We start from the raw sequence: 19,955 nt of genomic DNA, 5'->3' as shown, positions 1-19,955 counted from the left end.
CCGAATAGTTAAGCCTATTAAGATATTTCGTTGCGCCGGCGAGCAAAATGCCCCGAAGGTCCTATAAGAACCTTCGGGGCATCCAGATAATATTAGGCGGTAGCAGCAGCGGCGAAAGCCTCGCCTTTGCGCTTGGACGCAAGATGGAAGTAACCGAACGTCAGAGCGATGAATAGGACCGCGAAAGCTGCTAGAATCAATAGCGGCTCGGCCAGCTTCGACGCCGGAGCGCCTGCGATGAGCAGACGCAGAGCCTCGATCGCGTGCGTCATAGGCATCCAAGGGCTGATCGCTTGCAGCCATGCGGGCAGCAGCTCCGTCGGATAAGTGCCGGCGCTGGCGGCCAATTGAAGCGTCAGCAGAATAACGCCGATGAAGCGGCCGATCGTATCCGCCAGCGATACGAGGAATTGCAAAATCGTCATGAACGTCAGGGCGATAAGGGCCGATGCCGCGTAGAACAGCGGAACGTTCGGCACTTCGAGTCCCATCACGTAGAGCAGCAACGTATCCGCGAGAATCGACTGCAGCAGAACGACCGGAGCGAACAGCGCGAGCTTGGACAAGTACCAGCGCCATCCGCTGCGGGACACCGCTCCCGACGAATCGCGAAGCGGCAGGATAATCGTGGACATCATAATGCCGACGTACAAACCGAGCGACAGGAAATAAGGCGTCATGCCTGTTCCGTAATTGGCGATGTTCGCCAGCTTGTGCTCGTTGATCGACACCGGCTCGGCGAACATTTCCGTCGTCTTGTCTCCGCCCTTCAGAGCGTTCGCGTCCTTGGACGCTTCGCCGAGCTTGCCCGAAAGCTCGCTTGAGCCGTCGCCAAGCTTCTTGATGCCGCCGGCCAACTGCTCGGAGCCGTCGGTCAGCTTGCTCGCGCCGTCCGTAACCGTCCGAACGCCCGAGTCCGCGTCGCCCAGCCCGTTGCGAAGCTGCTCGGCGCCGCTGCTCAACTGCTTGATGCCTGCCGCCAGCTTGTCTGCGCCTGCCGAAGCCTCGTCTACTTTGCCCAAATAAGAGCTCAGGCCGGTATTGAGTTGCTGCAGCCCTCCGTTCAATTGGGCCGCTCCTTGCGAAAGCGTCCGTTGCCCGTCCGCAAGCTGTTCCGCTCCGGCAGCCAGCGCCGCCGTCCCTTGCTTCAGCTTGCCCGCGCCTTCCGCTACTTGCGTTGCCGCGCCCAGAAGCTTCTGGAACGCCGGATCGGACGCCAAGTCGCTATGAGCATCCGCATACTGCTTAAGCCCGGCAGCCAACTGATCGGCACCGGCGCTGACCGAGACGGAGCCGCTCTTCGCGTCCGCCGCCCCTGTCGCAAGCGTCTGGCCGCTGCCGGACAGCTTCTCGGCTCCGGCGGCGACGGAAGCTGCGCCTTGGCCGCTTGCCGCCGCCCCGTCGGAGAGCGACTTGCCCGCCCCGGACAGCTTGCCGAGACCGCCCGCCAACGTGCCGCTTGCGCTCGCCGCTTCACGGGCGCCCGTGGCCAGCGTCGCCGCGCCGCCGGTCAGCTTTCCAAGTCCTTGATTCAATTGAAGCGTTCCGTCCGCAAGCTTCGCCAAATTGGCGTGCAGCTTCTCTGCTCCGTCCTGCGCCTCCTTCGCGCCGTCGGCGAGCTTCGAAGCGCCGTCGCTCGCTTCTTTAAGACCTTCCGCCGCGCTCCCGACAGAATCGAGCACCGCCGCGGCATAAGCTTTCGTCACTTCCTTCGACACGTCGGCGCGAAGCGTCTCCGAAGCGCTGTCCCCGATCCGGGAGGACAAATAGTTCCAGCCGTCGTCGACGTAATACGAAATGCCGGCCGGCTGAGGATTATCTTCCTTCAATGTAGCCGTCTTCGAGGAGAAATCGCCCGGAATGACAAAAGCCATCGCGTATCGATGATCCTCAAGCCCCTCCATCGCTTCGGACGCGTTGGTGAACGACCATTTGAATGTGTCCTTTTTTCCCAGCTCCTCAACCAGATCGGCTCCGACGTGAATCGCCTTGCCGTCCATCGTCGCTCCGGCATCCTCATTGACGACCGCTACCGGAAGATCGCCCAACTTGCCGTACGGATCCCAGAACGCTCCGATCAGCATCCCGCTGTACAAGAGCGGTATGACAGCAAGACCGGCAAGAGACAGCTTCGCCATCCGATTGCCGGACATCCGCCGAAACTCGCCGAGCAGCGATCCTTTCCGTTCGCTGTTGTTGCTCATATCCAACATCCCCTTCTCTAGCAGACTCGCATAAATACTAAATGACCATTTTTCTCATTCGGTCAATTTATTTCAAAAAAAGAAGCGTTAACGGATCGCCAACCCTTCCATCCAATAAAACCGGAAATGCTCAAGCACCTGCTCCTTGCCCATAGGCTCGCGAAGATGGACGCTCTCCACTGTCATCGCCAAATACGTCTTCAGCATTAAGTAGGCGGTCAGATTCTCGTCGCAGCGTTTAATCTCGCCTTCGTCGACGGCAATCTTCACATGACGGGCAATGTAGCCGACGATGGCGCGTTCCAAAGCGTCCATCGCTTCCTTCGCCATCGGAGTGCCGATATCGCGCACTTCCTGAGCGAGCTTAACGGTAAGCTCATGCCGGTCGCGATAATCGAGCAGCCGATTCAGGACATTCATCAAATTGTCGACGAAAGAAAGCCCGGGCACGATCGTCTCGTCCGCGACTTGGCGAAGCTCGCGGGTCATAGCGCCCATGATTTCGCCGAACAGCTCTTCCTTGTTCGCGAAGAACGTATAGATCGTACCTTTTCCTACTCCGGCCAGCTTGGCGACTTGATCCATCGTTGTCGCCTTGTAGCCGAACGTGGAAAACGACCTGTTCGCCGCTTCCACCACCTGTTTGCGCCGATCCGGCGGTTTCCGCTCCATGGACGCTTTCACCTCTTTTCGCTTGAATTGACCAAAATAACAAATCAGTCAATTCGTTCTGGAGTAACTTTACCACACCAATCGCGCGCGCACAATACCCCAATTGCGTATTTTTAGAACTTATAGTCGCTCCGAAGCGTCTCTAACAAGGTCAAGCTGCGCTCCGTCCATCGCTTGGATCGCTCCAGCTTTTCCACTTCGGCTTCCAGCGCGGCCTTGAGCGATTGCCTGTAGTCGGGAACCGTTCCCGCGTAAGGCCTGGCGGCTTGGGCCGGAATCCATACCTTCTCCGTGTAGCTGAGCGCTCTTCTCTCGTGGAACATCGGCGCGTCCGGATCGCCGGGATTGTGCAAGTCGCCCTGCTCCGGATGCCCGACGACCGCCAAAATTTTTACCAGCACGCGCCGTCCGTCGTTTTCCAACGGTTCTCCGATATATCGTCCTGTTTTGTGCTCGAAAATGACATGGGAAGCTTCCGTCATCATCGTTCTCCTCCTCCGCTTGTATGCTTGCTCGCTATCATTGTACCGCAAGCAAGAAAACGGGACAAAATGATCCCCGGACTTGTTCCGCGTCTCTCTTCCAAGTAATATGGAAGGTAGGAAAATTGGAGGATTGTACGATGCGCAAAAAACGTGTTCTGCTGCTTTCCGAAGGTTTCGGAACCGGACATACGCAAGCCGCGTATGCGCTTTCCGTCGGTCTGCGCCAACTATCGCCGAAAATCCAGACGCGCGTCATCGAGCTGGGTACCTTTCTCAACCCGATTATCGGTCCGCTAATATTGTCCGCGTATCGCAAAACCGTCAGTATGCAGCCTAAGTTGGTCGGGAAGATCTACCGAAACCACTATCATAAATCGCTCAACCGGATGAAGCAGTTCGCGCTCCATCGGCTGTTTTACAATCATGTTTCGGATGTCGTGCGCCAGCTCAAGCCGGATTGCATCGTTTGCACGCACCCTTTTCCGAACGCCGTCGTCAGCCGCCTGAAAAGGCTCGGGCTGGATGTTCCTTTGTATACCCTTATTACCGATTACGATGCCCACGCCACCTGGACGAGTCCGGAAGTGAACACCTACCTGGTCAGCACTCCCGCCGTTCGCAACAAGCTCATTACACGCGGCGTCTCCGCTTCCCGAATCGAAGTGACCGGCATCCCCGTCCACCCGAATTTCTGGCATCCTCACGACCGTGCGGAAATTCTCGCGCAGTTCGAGCTGAAGGACATGCCGACGGTGCTCATCATGGGCGGCGGCTGGGGTCTGCTGTATGGCGAGCAATTGGTCGAATACATGACCTCCTACGCCGATCGCGTCCAACTCATTCTATGTATGGGCAACAACGAGAAAGCCAGGGAAAAGCTGTTGTCGGATTCCCGCTTTCGGCATCCGAACGTCAAAGTTCTCGGCTTCACGAAGGAAGTAAGCAAGCTGATGGACGTCTCGGATCTGCTCGTCACGAAGCCGGGCGGCATGACCTGTACGGAAGGGATGAGCAAGGGCATGCCGATGCTTTTCTACGAGCCGATACCCGGGCAAGAGGAAGAGAACGCGGAATATTTCGTTACTCATGGCTTCGGAGAACTGATGACTTCAACCGATACGATCGATCGCTGGTTTCGCCTGATTCAGGAGCCTTACGCCGCGGACCAGCACCGGGACACGCTTCTTGCGATCCGCAACGCCGAGTACCACCCCGCCAAATGCTCCGAAGCCGTGCTGGAATTGCTGAAATGACCGCGAACGGTTCAACCTCCTTTGGGTGGCGGTTGAGCCGTTTGCGGTTGTATTGGCGAACCTTTCTACGGCTACTTACTCCTCGTTGCCTCATCCGAGCGTTGTAGCCATCCTTTCTATGGCTACTCTCTCCTCATTGCCTCATACGAGCGCTGTAGCCACACTTTCTATGGCTACTCTCTCCTCGTTGCCTCATCCGAGCGCTATAGCCACACTTTCTATGGCTACTCTCTCCTCATTGCCTCATACGAGCACTGTAGCCATCCTTTCTTTGGCTACTCTCTCCTCGTTGCCTCATACGGTGCGCAAAAAAACCATGCAGACGAATCCGCATGGTTCAGAATGTTCCTCGCAATAGCGAAAACGCTCTCTAAAGCGCACTGCCTCCGTACAAAAAGCGATACTCCCAATGGTTGCCGCCGATTGCGTTCGTACGGACTCCGCCGGAGTCGACGGAATAGGTGTGCAGCATTTGTCCGTTGCCGAGATAGATTGCGACGTGAGTGATTTTCTCGGAAAACGGCTTTTTGCCCGTATAGGATGCCGCCTTCGTGCCCTTGTAGTCCATGAAGAACATCAAATCGCCGCGCTTGAGCTGATGCCAATCCGTCTGAACGGAGCCATTCGCGCGCACGAACTCCCCTTGCTGGCGCGAATCGGCGGGCAGCAGCTTGTTCAAGCCGTCGAAAAACGCCTGTCTGACGAAATCGGAGCAATCGAACGTCGCCGTATTGTCGCGGCTGGAGCCGTACTCGTAAGGCGTTCCCAAATAACGCATGCCCGCGGCGATAACCGCTTCAATCTGTTGGTCGGCGGTCGGCTTGGATGGCTGCGAAGGCTGCGGTATCGTACCGGTGAGCTTAATATAAGCGGAGGAATTGCTGACATAGCCGGACACGCCGTTCGCGTCGGTCACTGCGTACCAATAAGCGCCTTCCCGCGCGGTAACGACGATCGGCTCGCCGACCTTCAAGTAGCGGATACGCTCTCCGCTTGTTGACGGCTTCGTCCGGAAGGTCACGGAGCCGACAGCGACGGCGTTCGCTCCGACAGCCGTCTCTTGTATAGGCGTGACAACGTTTACGTATTTTTCGCCGGAAGATATGTAGCCGATCGTACCTGAGGCATCCTTCACTTTGTACCAATAATCGTTCGGCTGCTCCAGCAGAACGACCTTCTCGCCTGCCTTGAGGTATTTCATCACGCTGGAAGATGTGCTTGGAGCAGTGCGAAAGCTTACGGAGGATACGACAACGGCGCTCCCATTCTTGGCAGCGGCGGCCGTTATCGAGGGAACGGTCAGCAACAGCGACAATGCGGCTAGAGCGATAGCGATCTGGCGTCTCATGTGTAGGACCTCCATGGAAGTAGCGATAAGAGCGTCCAGCTCTTTCCCGTCCATTATAGGTCGGTTGGATTCGCCTTCCATCGGCCCCAATGCCTAGAACGAATTCTATTCATGAGAAAACAGTTCCATAACCGGACTAGGCACAAAGACCGCCATCCCGCGGCGGACAAGGGATTTCCGATTTCCGCATGAAACATTTACCAGCCGCTTCAACGAGCCTCGTCCGGCTCGACGTGGACATGAACGTGCATGATATTGTGCTTTCGCCTCATACTCTGCTCAATCGCATCAGAGATGCCGTGGCTTTCCGCGAGAGACAAATTCGGATCCACCGTAACGATGACGTCAGCCAAGACGGTGCTCCCATGGATACGCGCCCGAATATCCTTGATTTGGCGGACACCGTCCGTATGCTGAACGGTGCTGCGCAAGTCCATTAGCTGCTTCACGTCAAAGCCGTCGGTGAGCGCATGAGTCGCGGAAGCGAATATGTCCCACGCCGTCTTCAAAATGAGCACTCCAACCCCGATTGCGGCGACCGTATCCAGCCAAGGCAAACCAAGCCGGGAGCCAAAAACCCCGGCGGCCGCGCCGATACTGACAAGCGCATCGGAACGGTTGTCCTGCGCAGCCGCATGCAGCGCCCGATTCCGGATCCTTCGAGCGAGGCGAACATTGTACGCATAGACGAGAAACATCGCCGCCGATGCGATAAGAGCTACCCAGCCCGCGCTGACGTTCGGCTCCGTCACGCCTCCCTGCCACAGGCTGCGAACAGCCTCGATCAGAACCTGAATACCTACGGTAGCCATAATGAAGGAGGCGATCAGGGCAGCGATCGTCTCGGCTCTTAGATGGCCGTAAGGATGATCCTGATCCGGCGGCTTGCGTGAAATGCGCAGGCCGATCAGCACGGCGACGGAGGCGACGATATCCGTCAAATTGTTGAAACCGTCCGCGGTCAGCGCTTCCGAGGAATACCGCCAGCCGGCCCATAGCTTGAAGGCGGATAGAACGAGATAAGCGCCGATGCTGATCCACGCGCCCCGTTCCCCTTTTTGGATATCTCCGTACACATCCGTCCCCATGCAGCTCCCCAGCCTCCTTTTTCGCACATCCCTCTAGTATGACAAAAACCGCCGGCTCCTTATACGGGAGTCCGGCGGCTCTATTGCTTATTCCGTCACGAGCTTCGCGCGAAGCTCTTTCACTTCGGGATGCTCCAAATATTCGTCGAATGTCATCATGCGGTCGATGATTCCGTTAGGAGTGACTTCAATAATGCGGTTGGCGATCGTCTGCATGAACTGATGGTCATGCGACGTGAAAATGATCGGACCGTCAAAATCGATCAATCCGTTATTGAGCGCCGTGATCGATTCCAAGTCCAAGTGGTTGGTAGGCTCGTCGAGCAAGAGCACGTTGCCGCCGGAGAGCATCATCTTCGACAGCATGCAGCGCACCTTCTCTCCCCCGGAAATGACGGAAGCTTTCTTCAGCGCCTCGTCTCCGGAGAACAGCATACGTCCGAGAAAGCCGCGAATGAACGATTCGTCCTGATCCTTCGAATATTGCCGCAGCCACTCGACCAGATTAAGCTCCACGCCTTCGAAATACGGCGCGTTGTCTTTCGGAAAATACGCTTGCGTCGTCGTCACGCCCCAGGTTACCGATCCGGCATCGGGTTCTTTCTCCCCGACCATCACTTGAAACAAAGCCGTCTTCGACAAGCCGTAAGGACCGACCAATGCGATTTTGTCGCCTTTGTTCACGACGAAGGAAATGTTCTCGAGCAGCTTCTCGCCGTCCACCGTCAAGGAGACGTTCTCGACGGACACGACCTGCTTGCCTACCTCGCGCTCGCCCTTGAAATGAATGAACGGATATTTGCGGTTGGAAGGACGGATGTCGTCCAGCGAGATTTTGTCCAGCATCTTCTGACGGCTGGTCGCCTGCTTCGCCTTCGACTTGTTCGCGGAGAACCGCTGAATGAACGCTTGCAGCTCCTTGATCTTGTCTTCCTTCTTCTTGTTCTGGTCGCGCATGAGCTGCTGGGCCAGCTGGCTCGACTCGTACCAGAAGTCGTAGTTGCCCACGTACAATTGGACTTTGCCGAAGTCGATATCCGCGATATGCGTACACACCTGGTTCAGGAAGTGACGGTCATGGGATACAACGATGACGGTGCCTTCGTAGCGGGACAAGAAATCTTCCAGCCAGTTAATGGACTCGAGGTCCAAATGGTTGGTAGGCTCATCGAGAAGGAGGTTGTTCGGGCTGCCGAACAACGCTTGCGCGAGGAGAACGCGTACCTTCTGATTGCCATCAAGCTCGCCCATCTTCTTGTCGTGCAGCTCGGACGTGATGCCGAGACCGTTCAGCATGCCGGCCGCTTCGCTCTCCGCTTCCCAGCCGTTCATCTCCGCGAATTCGGCTTCGAGCTCACCCGCGCGCATGCCGTCCTCATCGGAGAAATCTTCCTTAGTATAGATCAAATCTTTCTCTTTCATCACTTTGTACAGCCGATCGTGACCCATAATAACGGTCTCCAGAACGCTGAACTCGTCGTATTCGAAATGGTTCTGCTTCAGTACCGCCAGACGCTCGCCCGGAGTAATGTGAACCTCTCCGCTCGACGGCTCGATCTCGCCTGACAAAATTTTCAGGAGCGTCGATTTGCCCGCTCCATTCGCTCCGATAAGACCATAGCAGTTGCCTGGCGTAAATTTGATGTTGACGTCTTCGAACAAGGGACGCTTGCCGAAGCGCAGACCTATACCATTAACGGTAATCATGTTTTCAAACCCATCCTTCTCGAACGATTGTTGCCGGCGCCCTTCTCTCGAACCGGCTGTCCGGTAGAGTCCGCAGGGCACGGCTTTTGCTCATCGTTTCATTATAGCACAAATTACGGGTCGTTACGGAACCGCATCGTTTCGCCATGCGGAAGAATGAATACTTTTTCCGCGGGAATTTGAAGCCTTGCTCTTTCCGTTTCAAGCCGCTCCAACGCTTCCTTCGGCGTGTCGTCCGCCAGCTTGAAAGCTCCGTAATGCATCGGCACGAAAAATTCCGCTCCCAAATCGCGAAAAGCCTGAAGCGCCTCCTCTGGACTGACGTGCTGGGAGGCCATGAACCATTCGGGATCGTAAGCCCCGATCGGCAATAGAGCGACATCGATATCGAACCTGCGCCCGATATCCTTGAATCCCCTGAAATAACCGCTGTCCCCGGCAAAATAGACCGTCGGACCGTGTTCGGTCTCGATCACCCATCCGCCCCAGTGGGAAGCGTTCATATCCCAAGGATTGCGGCGGGTCCAATGCTGGGCGGGAACGAATGTGATTTTGACGCCGTGAAAGGCCGTGTCCTCCCACCAATGAAATTCCTCGGTATCGCGAAAGCCCCGGATAAAAAGCTTGCTGCGAAGCCCGGCAGGGACGAGCATTTTTTTGGACCGCGCAGCCGCCTGAGCGAAGACACGTGAAGATGGTCGTAATGGGAATGCGAGATCAGAACGACGTCCGCCGGCGGCATGTCCGACAATTCGATCCCGGGAGGAGCAAGCCTCTTCTGGAACGCCATGCGGCGAGCCCAGACCGGGTCGGTGACGATGTTAAGCCCCGCAGCTTGAATGAGAAAAGTCGAATGGCCGATCCAGGTAACCGACGTCTCGGTGCGGTTGCTCTGAAGAAACTTTAGGTCGGGCTTGACGTTCGGTACGCAATGGCTATAGTCCTTCGTGCGGATTTTGTGCAGCCGTTCCTGCCGCCATCGGTCGAAATGCGTGCGTGCGCTGCTCGTACCGATCGGATCCATGTTGCCAAAGCGTTTTTTGGGCATAAATCCCCCTCCGAAGTTGAAAGTGCTTTGAACATACTATAACAAATATAAACTCGGCGTTCCAAAAAAAAACGATGCCTAGTGAGCGCCGGGCCCGCTTTTGGCAATCGCCCTTCCAATAAGGTATTGTAGAGGAAAAGAAGCTTGCATTGGAGGTCACGCCATGAAACTCATCTCTATCGAACCTACGCCAAGCCCGAATACGATGAAGCTGAACGTCGACGAAAAGCTTCCTTCCGGGCGAGGCTCACCTATACGGACGAGAATGCCGGCAATGCGTCTCCGCTTATTGCGCGCTTGCTTGGCATTCCTGGCGTCCGAAGCGTATTCCACGCTTCCGATTTTCTGGCGATCGACCGCAAGAGCAGCGCGGACTGGGCGGTTATTCTGCAAGGCGTGCGGGAAACGTTCGGCCTTGCGGAGACCGAATCGGGAACGGCGCTGACGGCGAATCCGGGCGCGGGCGGCTTCGGCGAAGCCCACGTTCGCGTTCAGCAGTTCCGAGGCATCCCGATGCAAATCCGGGTGACGAGCGGAGGACAGGAATCGCGGGCGGCGTTGCCGGAACGGTTCTCGAAGGCAGTCACGGAGGCGGCCGGAGCGACGATGATCCGGGAACGGAAGCTGGAGGAGATGGGCGTTCGCTACGGAGAACCGAAGGATATCCTGGAGGAAATTGTACGGGAGCTCGATGCCGCTTATCCGGATGAAAGGCTGCAGGATTTGGTCGAGCAAGCGAAGTCGGCGGGTCCCGAAGCCGCACCTCCCGCTCCGCCCTCGCCATTGTCGGCGGAGGAGGTCTCGCATGCGCTCGACTTGCAGGATTGGAAGCAGCGCTATGCGGCGCTGGAACGGCTGAAGCCGACGCCGGACGATCTGGCCGTCATCGCGAAAGCGCTGCGCGACAGTCATATGTCCGTCCGGCGGCTCGCGGTCGTCTACCTCGGCGATCTCCGTACGCCGGAGACGATGCCTCCTCTGTTCGCAGCGCTCAAGGATTCGTCCGCACCGGTAAGACGCACCGCGGGCGATACGCTGTCCGATCTCGGCGATCCGGCGGCAATCGGGCCGATGATCGCCGCGCTTAGCGATGCAAACAAGCTCGTTCGCTGGCGCGCCGCGCGCTTCCTGTACGAAGCCGGCGACGAAACCGCGCTGGATGCGCTGCGCAAGGTTTCGTCCGGCGAGTCGGAATTCGAGGTGAAGCTGCAAGCCGAGATGGCGGTCGCGCGCATCGAGAACGGCGAAGAAGCCGCAGGCTCGGTCTGGCAGCAGATGACTCGGATGCGGGAGCAGGGGAAGGAATAGTAGCGGAAAACCCCAATTCCTATGTGTACAAAACAAGAGACCCGTTTGTCGGGTCTCTTGTTTTGTTGCATAAATTATTTCACATTCAAAAGATTATAGATCACTTGGACCGCTTCGGCTCGTGTCGCTTGCTGTTTCGGCGCGAAGGAATTGAGACCCCTACCGTTCATTACACCATTCCTATACGCGGAGTTTACCGCATCTTGCGCCCATGCGCTAACCTCGTCGGAATCCTTGAACGTCGGGTTTTGACCGGAAGACTCCTTCCGCTCGGACAACCGGATGGCGTTCACCACCATGACCGCCATTTCTTCACGAGTAATCTCCTTGTTCGGAGCAAAGCGGTTATTGCCTACTCCTCTCAAGATACCCTTCTCGAATGCCGCGCTGATTGCGCCCAAGTACCATGCATTGCTTGGTACGTCGGCAAAAGCGGCGGAACGTTCCGCTTTCAATTGCAAAGCATTAGCCAGCATCGAAGCGAATTCGGCTCGGGTAATTTTCCTCTCCGGTGCAAACGATACCTCCGAAACGCCGGTAACGATTTGTTTCGCTACCATCTGGCGAATGACATTGTAAGCCCAATGCTTGTCGCTTACGTCCGAGAACCGTTTGTCATACGTCAGTGCGCCGAACTTGCTGAAGTGGCGAACCTCGGCTACGATCCGATTGCCGTCCCACTTGCCGCCAACGTATTCGAGTTTTCCATTATCGTCAATGTAGTACACCCCGGTAATACTTCTGTTCGCTGCACCAGGCTCGACTTCGAAAGTCAACAGGATCGGAGCATCGAATTGGGTAAGCTTCCTTGTCGTTCCGTCTGCCATCGAAACGGATAGTTGGAACTCGTACACAGGGCCGGTAATTGAAACGTTACCGTCTGTTGGCAGGGCGGCCTTCAAATCGACGGGCTGAACCTTGAAAGAGATCTTCGCGCCTTCCAGCTCTTTGCCAGCGGCGAGCTTGCTTAGCTGCTCCAACACTTGCGGCGGGATAGCAACTTCCGAATTAGCCGTCCTCACTTGAAGCCTGCTAGTCCCGATCGTCTCAACGGCGCTTAACGGCAGAACGACCTCTTCTTTTCCTTTGGCATCGAGGGTGACCGTTCCGTTCGCCGCTGCAGGAATATCGTCTTTCTTGAATTCCGTAACCTGATTATTCGGCTCGGTGGCAGGGTCGACAGTACCGCCCGGGATGGCTTCGCCTCCGCCTACCCCGCCATCGCCGTTGCCGCCTGTACCGCCAGTACCGCCAGTGCCGTTATCAGCGGATTTGACCGTGAAAGCTTTCGAAACCTTCGCTTCCTCGTTCGGACCGACCGGCACGCGGAAGGTGAACGTGTAGGTACCGGGGGCTAACTTATGAAAGATATAAACGCCGTCCTGCCATTGATTGGTTTGACTTTCATACACAACCTTGCCTGCCGCATCGCTGATCGAAACGACGGCGGGCACTTGACGAGGACTCGAAAAACTTCCCTCATAAGCAACCGTTTGCTGCACTTCCGCATTCTGCGCAAAAGCCGATTGCGAGAAATTAGGCGACACGAAGCGATCAAGCAGAACCTGCACGCCTTGCAGCTTTAAGTCACCGCTTATCAAATTAGGCTTCAATTTGAAGATTAAATCGTCAAGAATAACAACATCTAGAGATGAGGCCGATGCATTGATTTTGCCATCGAAGTCAATAACGGTGTCGGACTGCACGTCTTTCGGTACACTCGTCGTCCACGAGTTTACCCATGGAGTCTCGTTAGGCGCAATATCCACCGTTTCAAATTGAAGGTTCTGTTTGCCCATGGAAACAAAGGCTTGATTCAGCATAAGTTTATCCGAATAATTATATCCGGCGATACCGGAAGAACGAGTGCCCTCGTAAAAGGTGTAGAAGTTAAGAAACGGACTATTGTCCTTCAGTCTGACGGAATATGACGGTTTGTCCGTGACCGTAACATCGCGCCCATCTGAAGACACGTTGACTGTTTTTAAGCTACTAAAGGCTTTTACCCCGTCGACTCCCGTCACAACGACGTCAAACTGGCGAGGAGACAATATGACAGGCGGAAACTCCCAGCCCGCATCCGCTTTCTCTCCCTCGACATAGAAACTGAACGCCTTCTCATAGCCGCTAATCGCCATATTATATTGGGCTAACGCGTCCGAACTCACCGGCGACGAATATGTAGGCTGAATCGTCACAACGTCGTTCGGAACTGCGATTCTGACCAGCTTTTTCAACTGACTTCCTTTAAGTTTGATTCTATTGTAGTACATGCTTACCTCTTCGAAGCTACTTCCTATTTTCCTCAAGCTAAGAGCAAAATTAATCTCGTATTCGGTATTGGGCTGAAATGAATCGAAACTCAAAATACCCAGATTTCCATCGATATCAATGAAAGCCGGATACTGATTCTCTCTTTCTCCGTCCTTCGACCAAATCTCTACGGATTGATTCCAACCGAATGGATTCAGCTCGTAACCTGACGGAAGCGAGATCGAAATTTTAAAATTGCTAACGACGCTTATAGGAATACTTCCGGACAATTTGACCACATCGTTCGGAAAGTTTTGCTTGATAAGATTCAGCGAATAATTACCGTCAACCGAAGGCATATTCATCTGAATCGAACGAAGAGAGTTCGAATAAACCTTGCTTCCTACCGCCCGCGTGCTGCCATCGTACAATTGATATTCCAGCAAATTGAGCGTTCCCTCAGTGGAATTGTCAACAAGTTGGTAAACAACGTCTTGACCGGAACGACGGGCAAGCATCTTCTTTGAGCCCTCGTTCGTCTGAACTTGAAACCGGGCTGTTTGATTCAATCCATTAAACTGCGATCCCGGACCGGATGACACTTCATACAGATAGTTATCCTTATTGTCGTAATAATCGCTATTCACAACTGAAGCGTTAGCGGAGTTCTGGAACGATTGAGCACTATTTCTTGGCGAGAAGTTTTTATCAAAAGAAAGCCGTTCGTTCTTAGCAAGATTAGAAAACAGTTTACTTAACGTATAGCTCGTACCGTTCTTTTCTAAGGAATATAAGACAGTGGCGCTTATTCCTTGAGTGGCGTAATACTTTGAAGCTGGCATTCCCTCGTTTATAGAAAGCTTCGCGGAATCATAACCGGATGGCGGAGTAATGGAGACCAGAGGTCCAGCCAAATTAACGGTTTGCGTCGCGCTTGAAGACAGGCTATAGGCTTTTTCCAAGTAATAGGCAGTGTCTGCCGCCTCGTCGTAAAGGTTCGAATTTACAAGCAGATTATTGTCCGTATGAATGTACATGGAAGCTTTACGATCGGCACCGAACGAGACTGGAAAAGGCCAAGCTACGAGCAGACCGTCACTATTTTGCAAAGATACTCTAACTTCTTGACCCGCCTGCGCCTGCGAAGCTTCGAAAGTCAGTTTCTTTAGACTGGAAGCCGTAAACTTAACGTTAGCTTGCCCGGAGGATACCGGTTGATTGTAGAAAACATCCGTCATACCGTCAGAGCTTTTCCCGTATACGACTACTTCGTATTGCTTGCCCGCCAGCAAGAATGCGTTAGGTATAAAAAACTTGCCGTCGCCAATGGAACCCGCATCATAGGTTCGATTCGAAGCATAACCCGAGTAAAACCAACTCCAATTCGGCAGTTGTTTCTCAAAAAGCATCACATGACCGTTTTGCAACGGCTCTCCAGACTCGTCCTCGGCTTCGACGACAAGCCCTTTGATTTCGTTGTTGTCCATAGAATGGACAATGACTTCTCTATTTACTTGAAACGGTTCGGCGAGTCCCGGATAGTTAACGGAGAACTCCAGCGTATAGGTACCCGCTTGGAGAGGGGAATCCAGTGGGATGGTCAAGGAATTCCAAAACCGGCCGATTTTCTGCTGTTCTTGCACAATATTTCCGCCTTGATCCTTCAAGGTAGCTTGAGACGAAATTGTATTGTAGTAAAAGTCCGTTACGCCTAGCAACGAGAGTTCGCCGCTCACTAAGCTTCCTTCCACATTAAGCCCTTCATCGCTAATTTCAAAAGTATCCAGCCTTAAGACGGGTTTATTCAAAACACTGTAATCTTTATTATTAGAAATATTGTTTTTATTACTCTTCCATGAGTAGTAATTGCTGGAGTCTTTCGTATACAAGTAAAAAGAGTATGTCCCCTTGGAAACGATTAACTCGTTCGTATCCGAAAATTCCCGGTATGTACCTACCGAGTCGATATAATAATACATGCCTAGACTATAAGTATTTGAGGGAAATACGATCTTATTCGCAGAGGCGATGTCCTGCTCAGTTAATGAAACAACGGTGTCCGATTGAATATTAACGCTTTTGGATAAGTGATAACTTTTGTTTTCATCGTTGGACAAAAAAGTCAAATTCAATTTACCCGGTTCCATTAAAATTCTAGAGTCGCTCCCTGTACCTTTTTCCAATTGGGAATCATTAGCGCCATCCCCAACATAAAACTTTGTGCTATTGTTATACTCCGACAACGAACCAAAATCGAAAGACACCTTCACCTTTCCTGAAACTTTTAGCAGCCATGCATTCATTGAAAGAAGTTGTTCGCCCGTAATCACTTTCTTATCATAATAGAGAAATATTTTCCCGTATCGATTTCTATGAAAGTAGTCGCCATAACAACGTCATAAATGGCCGATCTATCAACATCTTGAACAGGAACTTTCCATTGATGGTCGTCACGGTCGCTCATGTAATTGTAAGCAAACTCGGAAGAATTCTGCTTTCTTATAGTAAGGACATCTCCGAAAGACAGATAGCCCTCCAATTGCTCAACCTTAATAATCTTAACACTGGTTGATTCAACCGCTACGTTCTCCCTTACCTCCGTAATAGGAGATTCCGGAATAGTTGGTTGCGGAATAGGAGCCTGTTGCGAGCCCGTCCCGGTCTCTGTTCCAACGGTTTCTTCCGCCTCAGCTGTGCCGGCAAACGAAGAAAAAACAACTCCAACTATTAGACTCATTAAAACCGTAACAACAAGCAACTTCTTTCTCACTTTTCGAGCCTCCGATTAGACGATAAAAGTCTAGTATTTAATTGAATTCCACAAATAACCAAAATTTAAAAACATTATAACACGCCTTTTGAACTATTTTTAAGATATTTTTGAAATTATTCCTCCATTTTTCTGCGATTTTCAAATATTCGGAGGTTAACACAAAAAAACCTCGCGAAGATCCTAACGCGAGGAATGATAATGGATTTGGCACCGCTTCCGATTTTGTAATGCAACCGTAACAAGGCTTTCATCTGCTTTTCATGTTGAACGGTTACAATATAAACATGACCCCCCCTTTTCAATATAAACTCTTGACGGGCTTGCGGCTGACGCCGCAAGCCCACTTTTTTTGCAAAAATCAAGAAATCGTCACGCTGGCTTTCGCCCGTTTTCCTTCGAACTCGTATTCAACCACGGCGGTGCGCCTTCCTTCGGAACGATTCCGCCGGAATGGTCGACGCTTGCCGCGTCAGGATCGGCCGATTTGAAGCTTCCGTTCAGCGGCGTAATGCGCCAGCCGTTCTCGTATTCGGCCGTCGGCAGGAGACGGAGCTTGCTCCGTTCGAAGAAGCTTGTCCCGAGCTCCTTCAAGCTAACCCCCGCCAGCTTGGACGGCTTGCCGAATAAGTGCAGCAGCGGAAGATGAGCCCGCTCCTCCCAATCCGCCTCCGTATGCGCGGCATCCGGTTCGAAATAGAAGGCCAACTGGCTGTCCGGCTCATAACCGGCATCCAGCAATTCGGCTACGACTTGCCTCACGTGCTTTTCCATGACCAGAACGCCTTCGCGCCCCCCAGATCGATCCATATTTTGCTCAGAGGCAATCGGGAAGGAAAGCTCACGTACATACGGTACTCGATCAGCGTCAAAGGATTAACGTAATAGAAGTAGGGGGAAAGAATGCCGAGCTTGCCGAATATATCCGGTCTGCTGAATCCGATATGATAAGTAATTTGCCCCCCTCGGGAAGAGCCGATCAGTCCTGTATTTTCCGCATCCCGTTTTGTCCGAAATACAGAGTCGATAAACGGTTTAAGCTCCTCGACCAAAAATCGTTCGTACAGCTCGCCTCTGGGCACGGCCTGATCCCGGTCCCTTTCGTGCTCGATTCCTTCCAGCCCGTGCATATACTCGCCGGAGCGCTCGCCTCCCATGTTGAAGATGCCGACGATAATGACCTCCTCCATCAGCCCCTCGGCTATCAGTCGATCGGCGGTAAGATGGAGGTTCCATGATCTTGCAACGGCGAAAGGATTCAGCGGATCGGTCTCGTGCGCTCCCTTGTCGAACAAGTTCTGACCGTCGTGCGCGTATAGAACGGGATACCGGCTGTCCGGGTTCTCGCTGTATCCGGGAGGCAAATATAAACGCAAATCGCGTTCGTTGTTCAAAATGGATGAACGAAATCCTTCAATGCGCAATAAAGTAGACGGCAATTCAATCAGCCTCCTCGAAATGGTTAGTGCCTATTTTCCGTTTGTTCGACCAGCTTTCCACCCGGTAAGCCAAATTCAAGCCTTCCTCGGGCCGGAAAGACCGATAAGGTACATCGCGGCCGTGCGCGTCTTTCTCGTCCAATCCGAACCCTCTGGAAATCCGAAATTGAAAAGCGATGTTTCTCGGAATTTGGAACGTCCCGCCGTATAACAAATTTCCGATCTTAGGCAGAGGAATGCCTGCATACACGCAGTCCGTATCCGGAGTACTCTCAGGCACTTCCACGTGAATCGTAACGCTGACATCGGCGGGAAGCTTCGGAACGACGCTGACTTCACGGCTTGCCGTCAAGCTTCCCTTCCGATAAGTAACAACCGTCCGGCCGTTCTTCCGGGAACGATGCGGCCGTCCTTGGAGACGGTCATTATCAAGGGATCGTCAACTTCGTACTTACCGTCTAAATCGGTGGCGACGAAACCGCTGTCATAATGAACGATCGGATTAAAGCTTGGACAGGCTCCGGTCAGACCGACGGATTCCGGCCCGTTAAGCTCCACGCGGATTGGACTTCCGACATCTCCGAAGAAATAAAGAAGCGGAGCATGCACTCTGGCCTTCCAATCCTTCTGGTTGTGGCCGGAGCCCGGCACATAGTAGTACCATAAGTCGTCGCCCTGACGAAACCCCGCTTCCAGCGAAGTGTCGACGGCGCTTCTTACATGCTTCTCCAGCACGGTGTACCCTTCGGCCTCGCCCACGTCCATCCATAGCCGGATCGGCGGCTTCTCCTTATGGAATTGCCCGATCCACGTCTCCCTTCCATCCTGATCGATAACGACGAAATAAGGACAGAACGCTCCGACCATGCCGAACACATCCGGCCTGCGAAAGCCCAGATTGTAAGACACAAGCCCGCCGGCAGACGAGCCCATGACGGCCGTATGCTCGGGGCCGGTCAACGTGCGAAAGGTCCGGTCGATGAGCGGCTTGACTTCCTCGATCAAAAATTGCTCATACCGCTCACCCCGGCTCTCGGTTCCCAGCGCCTTCTCGTTCCCCGGAAAAGCATGCATATATTCGGCGATCCGAGAGTCCGATACGTGAGCGACCGCGACGATGATAAACGGACGCACCCGGCCTTCCGAGATGAGCCTGTCGGCGATCAGATGCAAATCCCACGAACCGCCGCTTTCGTCTTCCTGGAAGGCATGCTGCCCATCCTGCACGTAAAGCACCGGGAACCGGCTGCTTTCGTCCCGATCGTAGTTTGGCGGCATATACACGTAGACGGTTCTTTCGTTGTTTAGCAGCGTAGAACGAAACCGTTCGAATCGGACAATGTTCGATAACATGGGAACTTAACCTCCGCTTACTCTTCGTCTTGAACGGCAAGGCGAATGATTTTTTTATCGATTGGCTCATGAGGCTGCTGGATATACCTGATCAATATATCCGCGGCCTCCTCGTATGCCGCCGGGTCGAAGATCACCTTGGGCACCGATGGCGGCAGCAGCTCGGGAACACCGCTCGTACAGACGGCGACGACGCGGCCGCCGAACGGCTCAGCCAGAACCTGATTGCACAAAAACTCGTTGATTACGCATCCGGCTTGTCCGCTTCTCCCTGCCAGAAACTTTCGCAAGCGCCGCTCGTCCGCGTATGCGTGAATGTCCCGTTGGTCCAGTCCCGTTGCCGCTTTGATCGTATCGACATACTTTTTGTCGCGATAATCGTCGATGACGACGAAATCCGGACGACGTCCCAGCAGCTCGGCGACCTTGGCGATTGCGGCCGTGAAATCGGGAATCAGCTTATGAAACAGCGTGTCTTCATTGTAAGTGTCGATTCCGATCAGCGGAATTCCGAGACCGTAACGCTTCGATATTTGATAGAACGTCTTGGCGGCGGCGTTCAAGACGAACACTCCGTCCACCTCCCGCTCCAGCAAAATATCCAGCTTCGGCGAGTCCGGATCGATATGAACGACGATTAGATGATAGCCGTGCCGGTTCAAATATTTGCCGAGATGGAAAATAGCCTTCGTATAGCGATAGGGGGTCCAGTAGCTCTCTCCGGCAGTTTGCGGCAGTAAAATTCCTATCAGCTCGGATTTTCCGCTTTTTAACGTTCTGGCGTTCAGATTTCGGATGTAATTCAGCTTTTGGGCGGCCTTCATCACCTTTTCCTTCGTATCTTCGGAGATGGACTGGCTTTCTACCGAGTTGAGGATGTAGGATACCGTAGCGGTAGACACTTTCGCTTCCTTGGCGATATCCTTCATCGTGATCTTCTTCATGCTTATCCCTGTCCTTGTTTCTCTAGTCGAAAGAGGCGACACTCGAAATTCGGCTTAACTTAACCGGTTAAGGGCTTAATCGA

The 19,955-nt window shown here is 53.6% G+C and carries 14 protein-coding genes and 2 pseudogenes; 2 read left to right on the top strand and 14 right to left on the bottom strand.

The annotated features are described in order from the left end of the window. Positions 1-92 precede the first annotated feature (92 nt). From D3H35_RS09475 to kapB, 3 genes are all read right to left on the bottom strand, one after another. Entirely contained in the window at positions 93-2,204 is a 2,112-nt protein-coding gene (locus D3H35_RS09475) for a YhgE/Pip domain-containing protein (protein WP_158594025.1), read from the bottom strand. Between the two features lie 87 nt (positions 2,205-2,291). Next, a complete protein-coding gene (locus tag D3H35_RS09470; RefSeq protein ID WP_119148842.1) occupies positions 2,292-2,876 on the bottom strand; it encodes a TetR/AcrR family transcriptional regulator in 585 nt (194 codons plus the stop codon). Between the two features lie 113 nt (positions 2,877-2,989). Continuing rightward, positions 2,990-3,361: a sporulation phosphorelay system protein KapB gene (gene kapB / locus D3H35_RS09465; protein WP_119148841.1), complete on the bottom strand. Its 372-nt coding sequence runs from the start codon at positions 3,359-3,361 to the stop codon at positions 2,990-2,992. A gap of 137 nt (positions 3,362-3,498) precedes the next feature. Between kapB and D3H35_RS09460 the strand changes: the two genes are divergently transcribed. Continuing rightward, positions 3,499-4,614, top strand: a complete 1,116-nt coding sequence (locus D3H35_RS09460; RefSeq protein WP_119148840.1) for an MGDG synthase family glycosyltransferase — start codon at positions 3,499-3,501, stop codon at positions 4,612-4,614. Positions 4,615-4,984: 370 nt separating this feature from the next. On the opposite strand, the gene D3H35_RS09455 is transcribed toward D3H35_RS09460, so the two are convergent. The 4 genes and pseudogenes from D3H35_RS09455 to D3H35_RS09440 form a co-directional block, all read right to left on the bottom strand. Then, positions 4,985-5,962, bottom strand: a complete 978-nt coding sequence (locus D3H35_RS09455; protein WP_233567848.1) for a C40 family peptidase — start codon at positions 5,960-5,962, stop codon at positions 4,985-4,987. A 209-nt stretch (positions 5,963-6,171) separates the two neighbouring features. Next, complete coding sequence (locus D3H35_RS09450; protein ID WP_119148839.1) at positions 6,172-7,050, bottom strand: cation diffusion facilitator family transporter; 879 nt, start codon at positions 7,048-7,050, stop codon at positions 6,172-6,174. Between the two features lie 87 nt (positions 7,051-7,137). Next, the gene (locus D3H35_RS09445) at positions 7,138-8,757 is read right to left on the bottom strand and encodes an ABC-F family ATP-binding cassette domain-containing protein (RefSeq protein ID WP_119148838.1); all 1,620 of its coding nucleotides are present in this window, start codon (positions 8,755-8,757) and stop codon (positions 7,138-7,140) included. Positions 8,758-8,870: 113 nt separating this feature from the next. Beyond that, a pseudogene (locus D3H35_RS09440) lies at positions 8,871-9,805 on the bottom strand (MBL fold metallo-hydrolase). A gap of 163 nt (positions 9,806-9,968) precedes the next feature. Here D3H35_RS09440 and D3H35_RS09435 point away from each other — a divergent pair. Then, positions 9,969-11,113, top strand: a pseudogene (locus D3H35_RS09435) (conserved virulence factor C family protein). A gap of 74 nt (positions 11,114-11,187) precedes the next feature. Here the strand turns inward: D3H35_RS09435 and D3H35_RS09430 are convergent. The 7 genes from D3H35_RS09430 to D3H35_RS09400 all read right to left on the bottom strand — a co-directional run bounded on the left by D3H35_RS09430 (position 11,188) and on the right by D3H35_RS09400 (position 19,872). Further along, on the bottom strand, positions 11,188-15,102 hold the full coding sequence (locus tag D3H35_RS09430) for an S-layer homology domain-containing protein (RefSeq protein WP_147355798.1): 3,915 nt from the start codon (positions 15,100-15,102) through the stop codon (positions 11,188-11,190). A gap of 590 nt (positions 15,103-15,692) precedes the next feature. Continuing rightward, positions 15,693-16,136: a hypothetical protein gene (locus tag D3H35_RS09425; protein WP_119148836.1), complete on the bottom strand. Its 444-nt coding sequence runs from the start codon at positions 16,134-16,136 to the stop codon at positions 15,693-15,695. Between the two features lie 372 nt (positions 16,137-16,508). Further along, on the bottom strand, positions 16,509-16,910 hold the full coding sequence (locus D3H35_RS09415; RefSeq protein ID WP_119148834.1) for a hypothetical protein: 402 nt from the start codon (positions 16,908-16,910) through the stop codon (positions 16,509-16,511). Further along, a complete protein-coding gene (locus tag D3H35_RS09410) occupies positions 16,895-17,575 on the bottom strand; it encodes an alpha/beta hydrolase (protein ID WP_158594024.1) in 681 nt (226 codons plus the stop codon). Before D3H35_RS09410 ends, D3H35_RS09415 begins: the two co-directional genes overlap by 16 nt. A gap of 1 nt (position 17,576) precedes the next feature. Continuing rightward, on the bottom strand, positions 17,577-17,927 hold the full coding sequence (locus D3H35_RS32210) for a hypothetical protein (RefSeq protein ID WP_233567847.1): 351 nt from the start codon (positions 17,925-17,927) through the stop codon (positions 17,577-17,579). Then, positions 17,924-18,928, bottom strand: coding sequence for an alpha/beta hydrolase (locus tag D3H35_RS09405; protein ID WP_233567846.1), 1,005 nt, complete (start codon positions 18,926-18,928; stop codon positions 17,924-17,926). The genes D3H35_RS32210 and D3H35_RS09405 overlap by 4 nt, the downstream gene beginning before the upstream one ends. Positions 18,929-18,945: 17 nt before the next feature. Beyond that, positions 18,946-19,872 carry a LacI family DNA-binding transcriptional regulator gene (locus D3H35_RS09400; protein ID WP_119148832.1) on the bottom strand — a complete coding sequence of 309 codons (927 nt, stop codon included), beginning with the start codon at positions 19,870-19,872 and terminating at the stop codon, positions 18,946-18,948. Between the last annotated feature and the right edge of the window lie 83 nt (positions 19,873-19,955).

It is taken from the genome of Cohnella faecalis (assembly GCF_003570905.1).
Lineage (GTDB): Bacteria > Bacillota > Bacilli > Paenibacillales > Paenibacillaceae > Cohnella > Cohnella faecalis.
Note: the sequence above shows the minus strand (reverse complement) of the source record. Positions and strands in the feature narration are given on the sequence as shown.

Excerpts from the sequence above, each read along its gene's own strand:
- kapB (WP_119148841.1), bottom strand. The coding sequence starts at position 3,361 with ATGATGACGGAAGCTTCCCATGTCATTTTCGAGCACAAAACAGGACGA.
- D3H35_RS09455 (WP_233567848.1), bottom strand. The coding sequence starts at position 5,962 with ATGAGACGCCAGATCGCTATCGCTCTAGCCGCATTGTCGCTGTTGCTG.
- D3H35_RS09475 (WP_158594025.1), bottom strand. The coding sequence starts at position 2,204 with ATGAGCAACAACAGCGAACGGAAAGGATCGCTGCTCGGCGAGTTTCGG.
- D3H35_RS09445 (WP_119148838.1), bottom strand. The coding sequence starts at position 8,757 with ATGATTACCGTTAATGGTATAGGTCTGCGCTTCGGCAAGCGTCCCTTG.
- D3H35_RS09470 (WP_119148842.1), bottom strand. The coding sequence starts at position 2,876 with ATGGAGCGGAAACCGCCGGATCGGCGCAAACAGGTGGTGGAAGCGGCG.
- D3H35_RS09415 (WP_119148834.1), bottom strand. The coding sequence starts at position 16,910 with ATGGAAAAGCACGTGAGGCAAGTCGTAGCCGAATTGCTGGATGCCGGT.
- D3H35_RS09450 (WP_119148839.1), bottom strand. The coding sequence starts at position 7,050 with ATGGGGACGGATGTGTACGGAGATATCCAAAAAGGGGAACGGGGCGCG.
- D3H35_RS09460 (WP_119148840.1), top strand. The coding sequence starts at position 3,499 with ATGCGCAAAAAACGTGTTCTGCTGCTTTCCGAAGGTTTCGGAACCGGA.
- D3H35_RS09405 (WP_233567846.1), bottom strand. The coding sequence starts at position 18,928 with ATGTTATCGAACATTGTCCGATTCGAACGGTTTCGTTCTACGCTGCTA.
- D3H35_RS09400 (WP_119148832.1), bottom strand. The coding sequence starts at position 19,872 with ATGAAGAAGATCACGATGAAGGATATCGCCAAGGAAGCGAAAGTGTCT.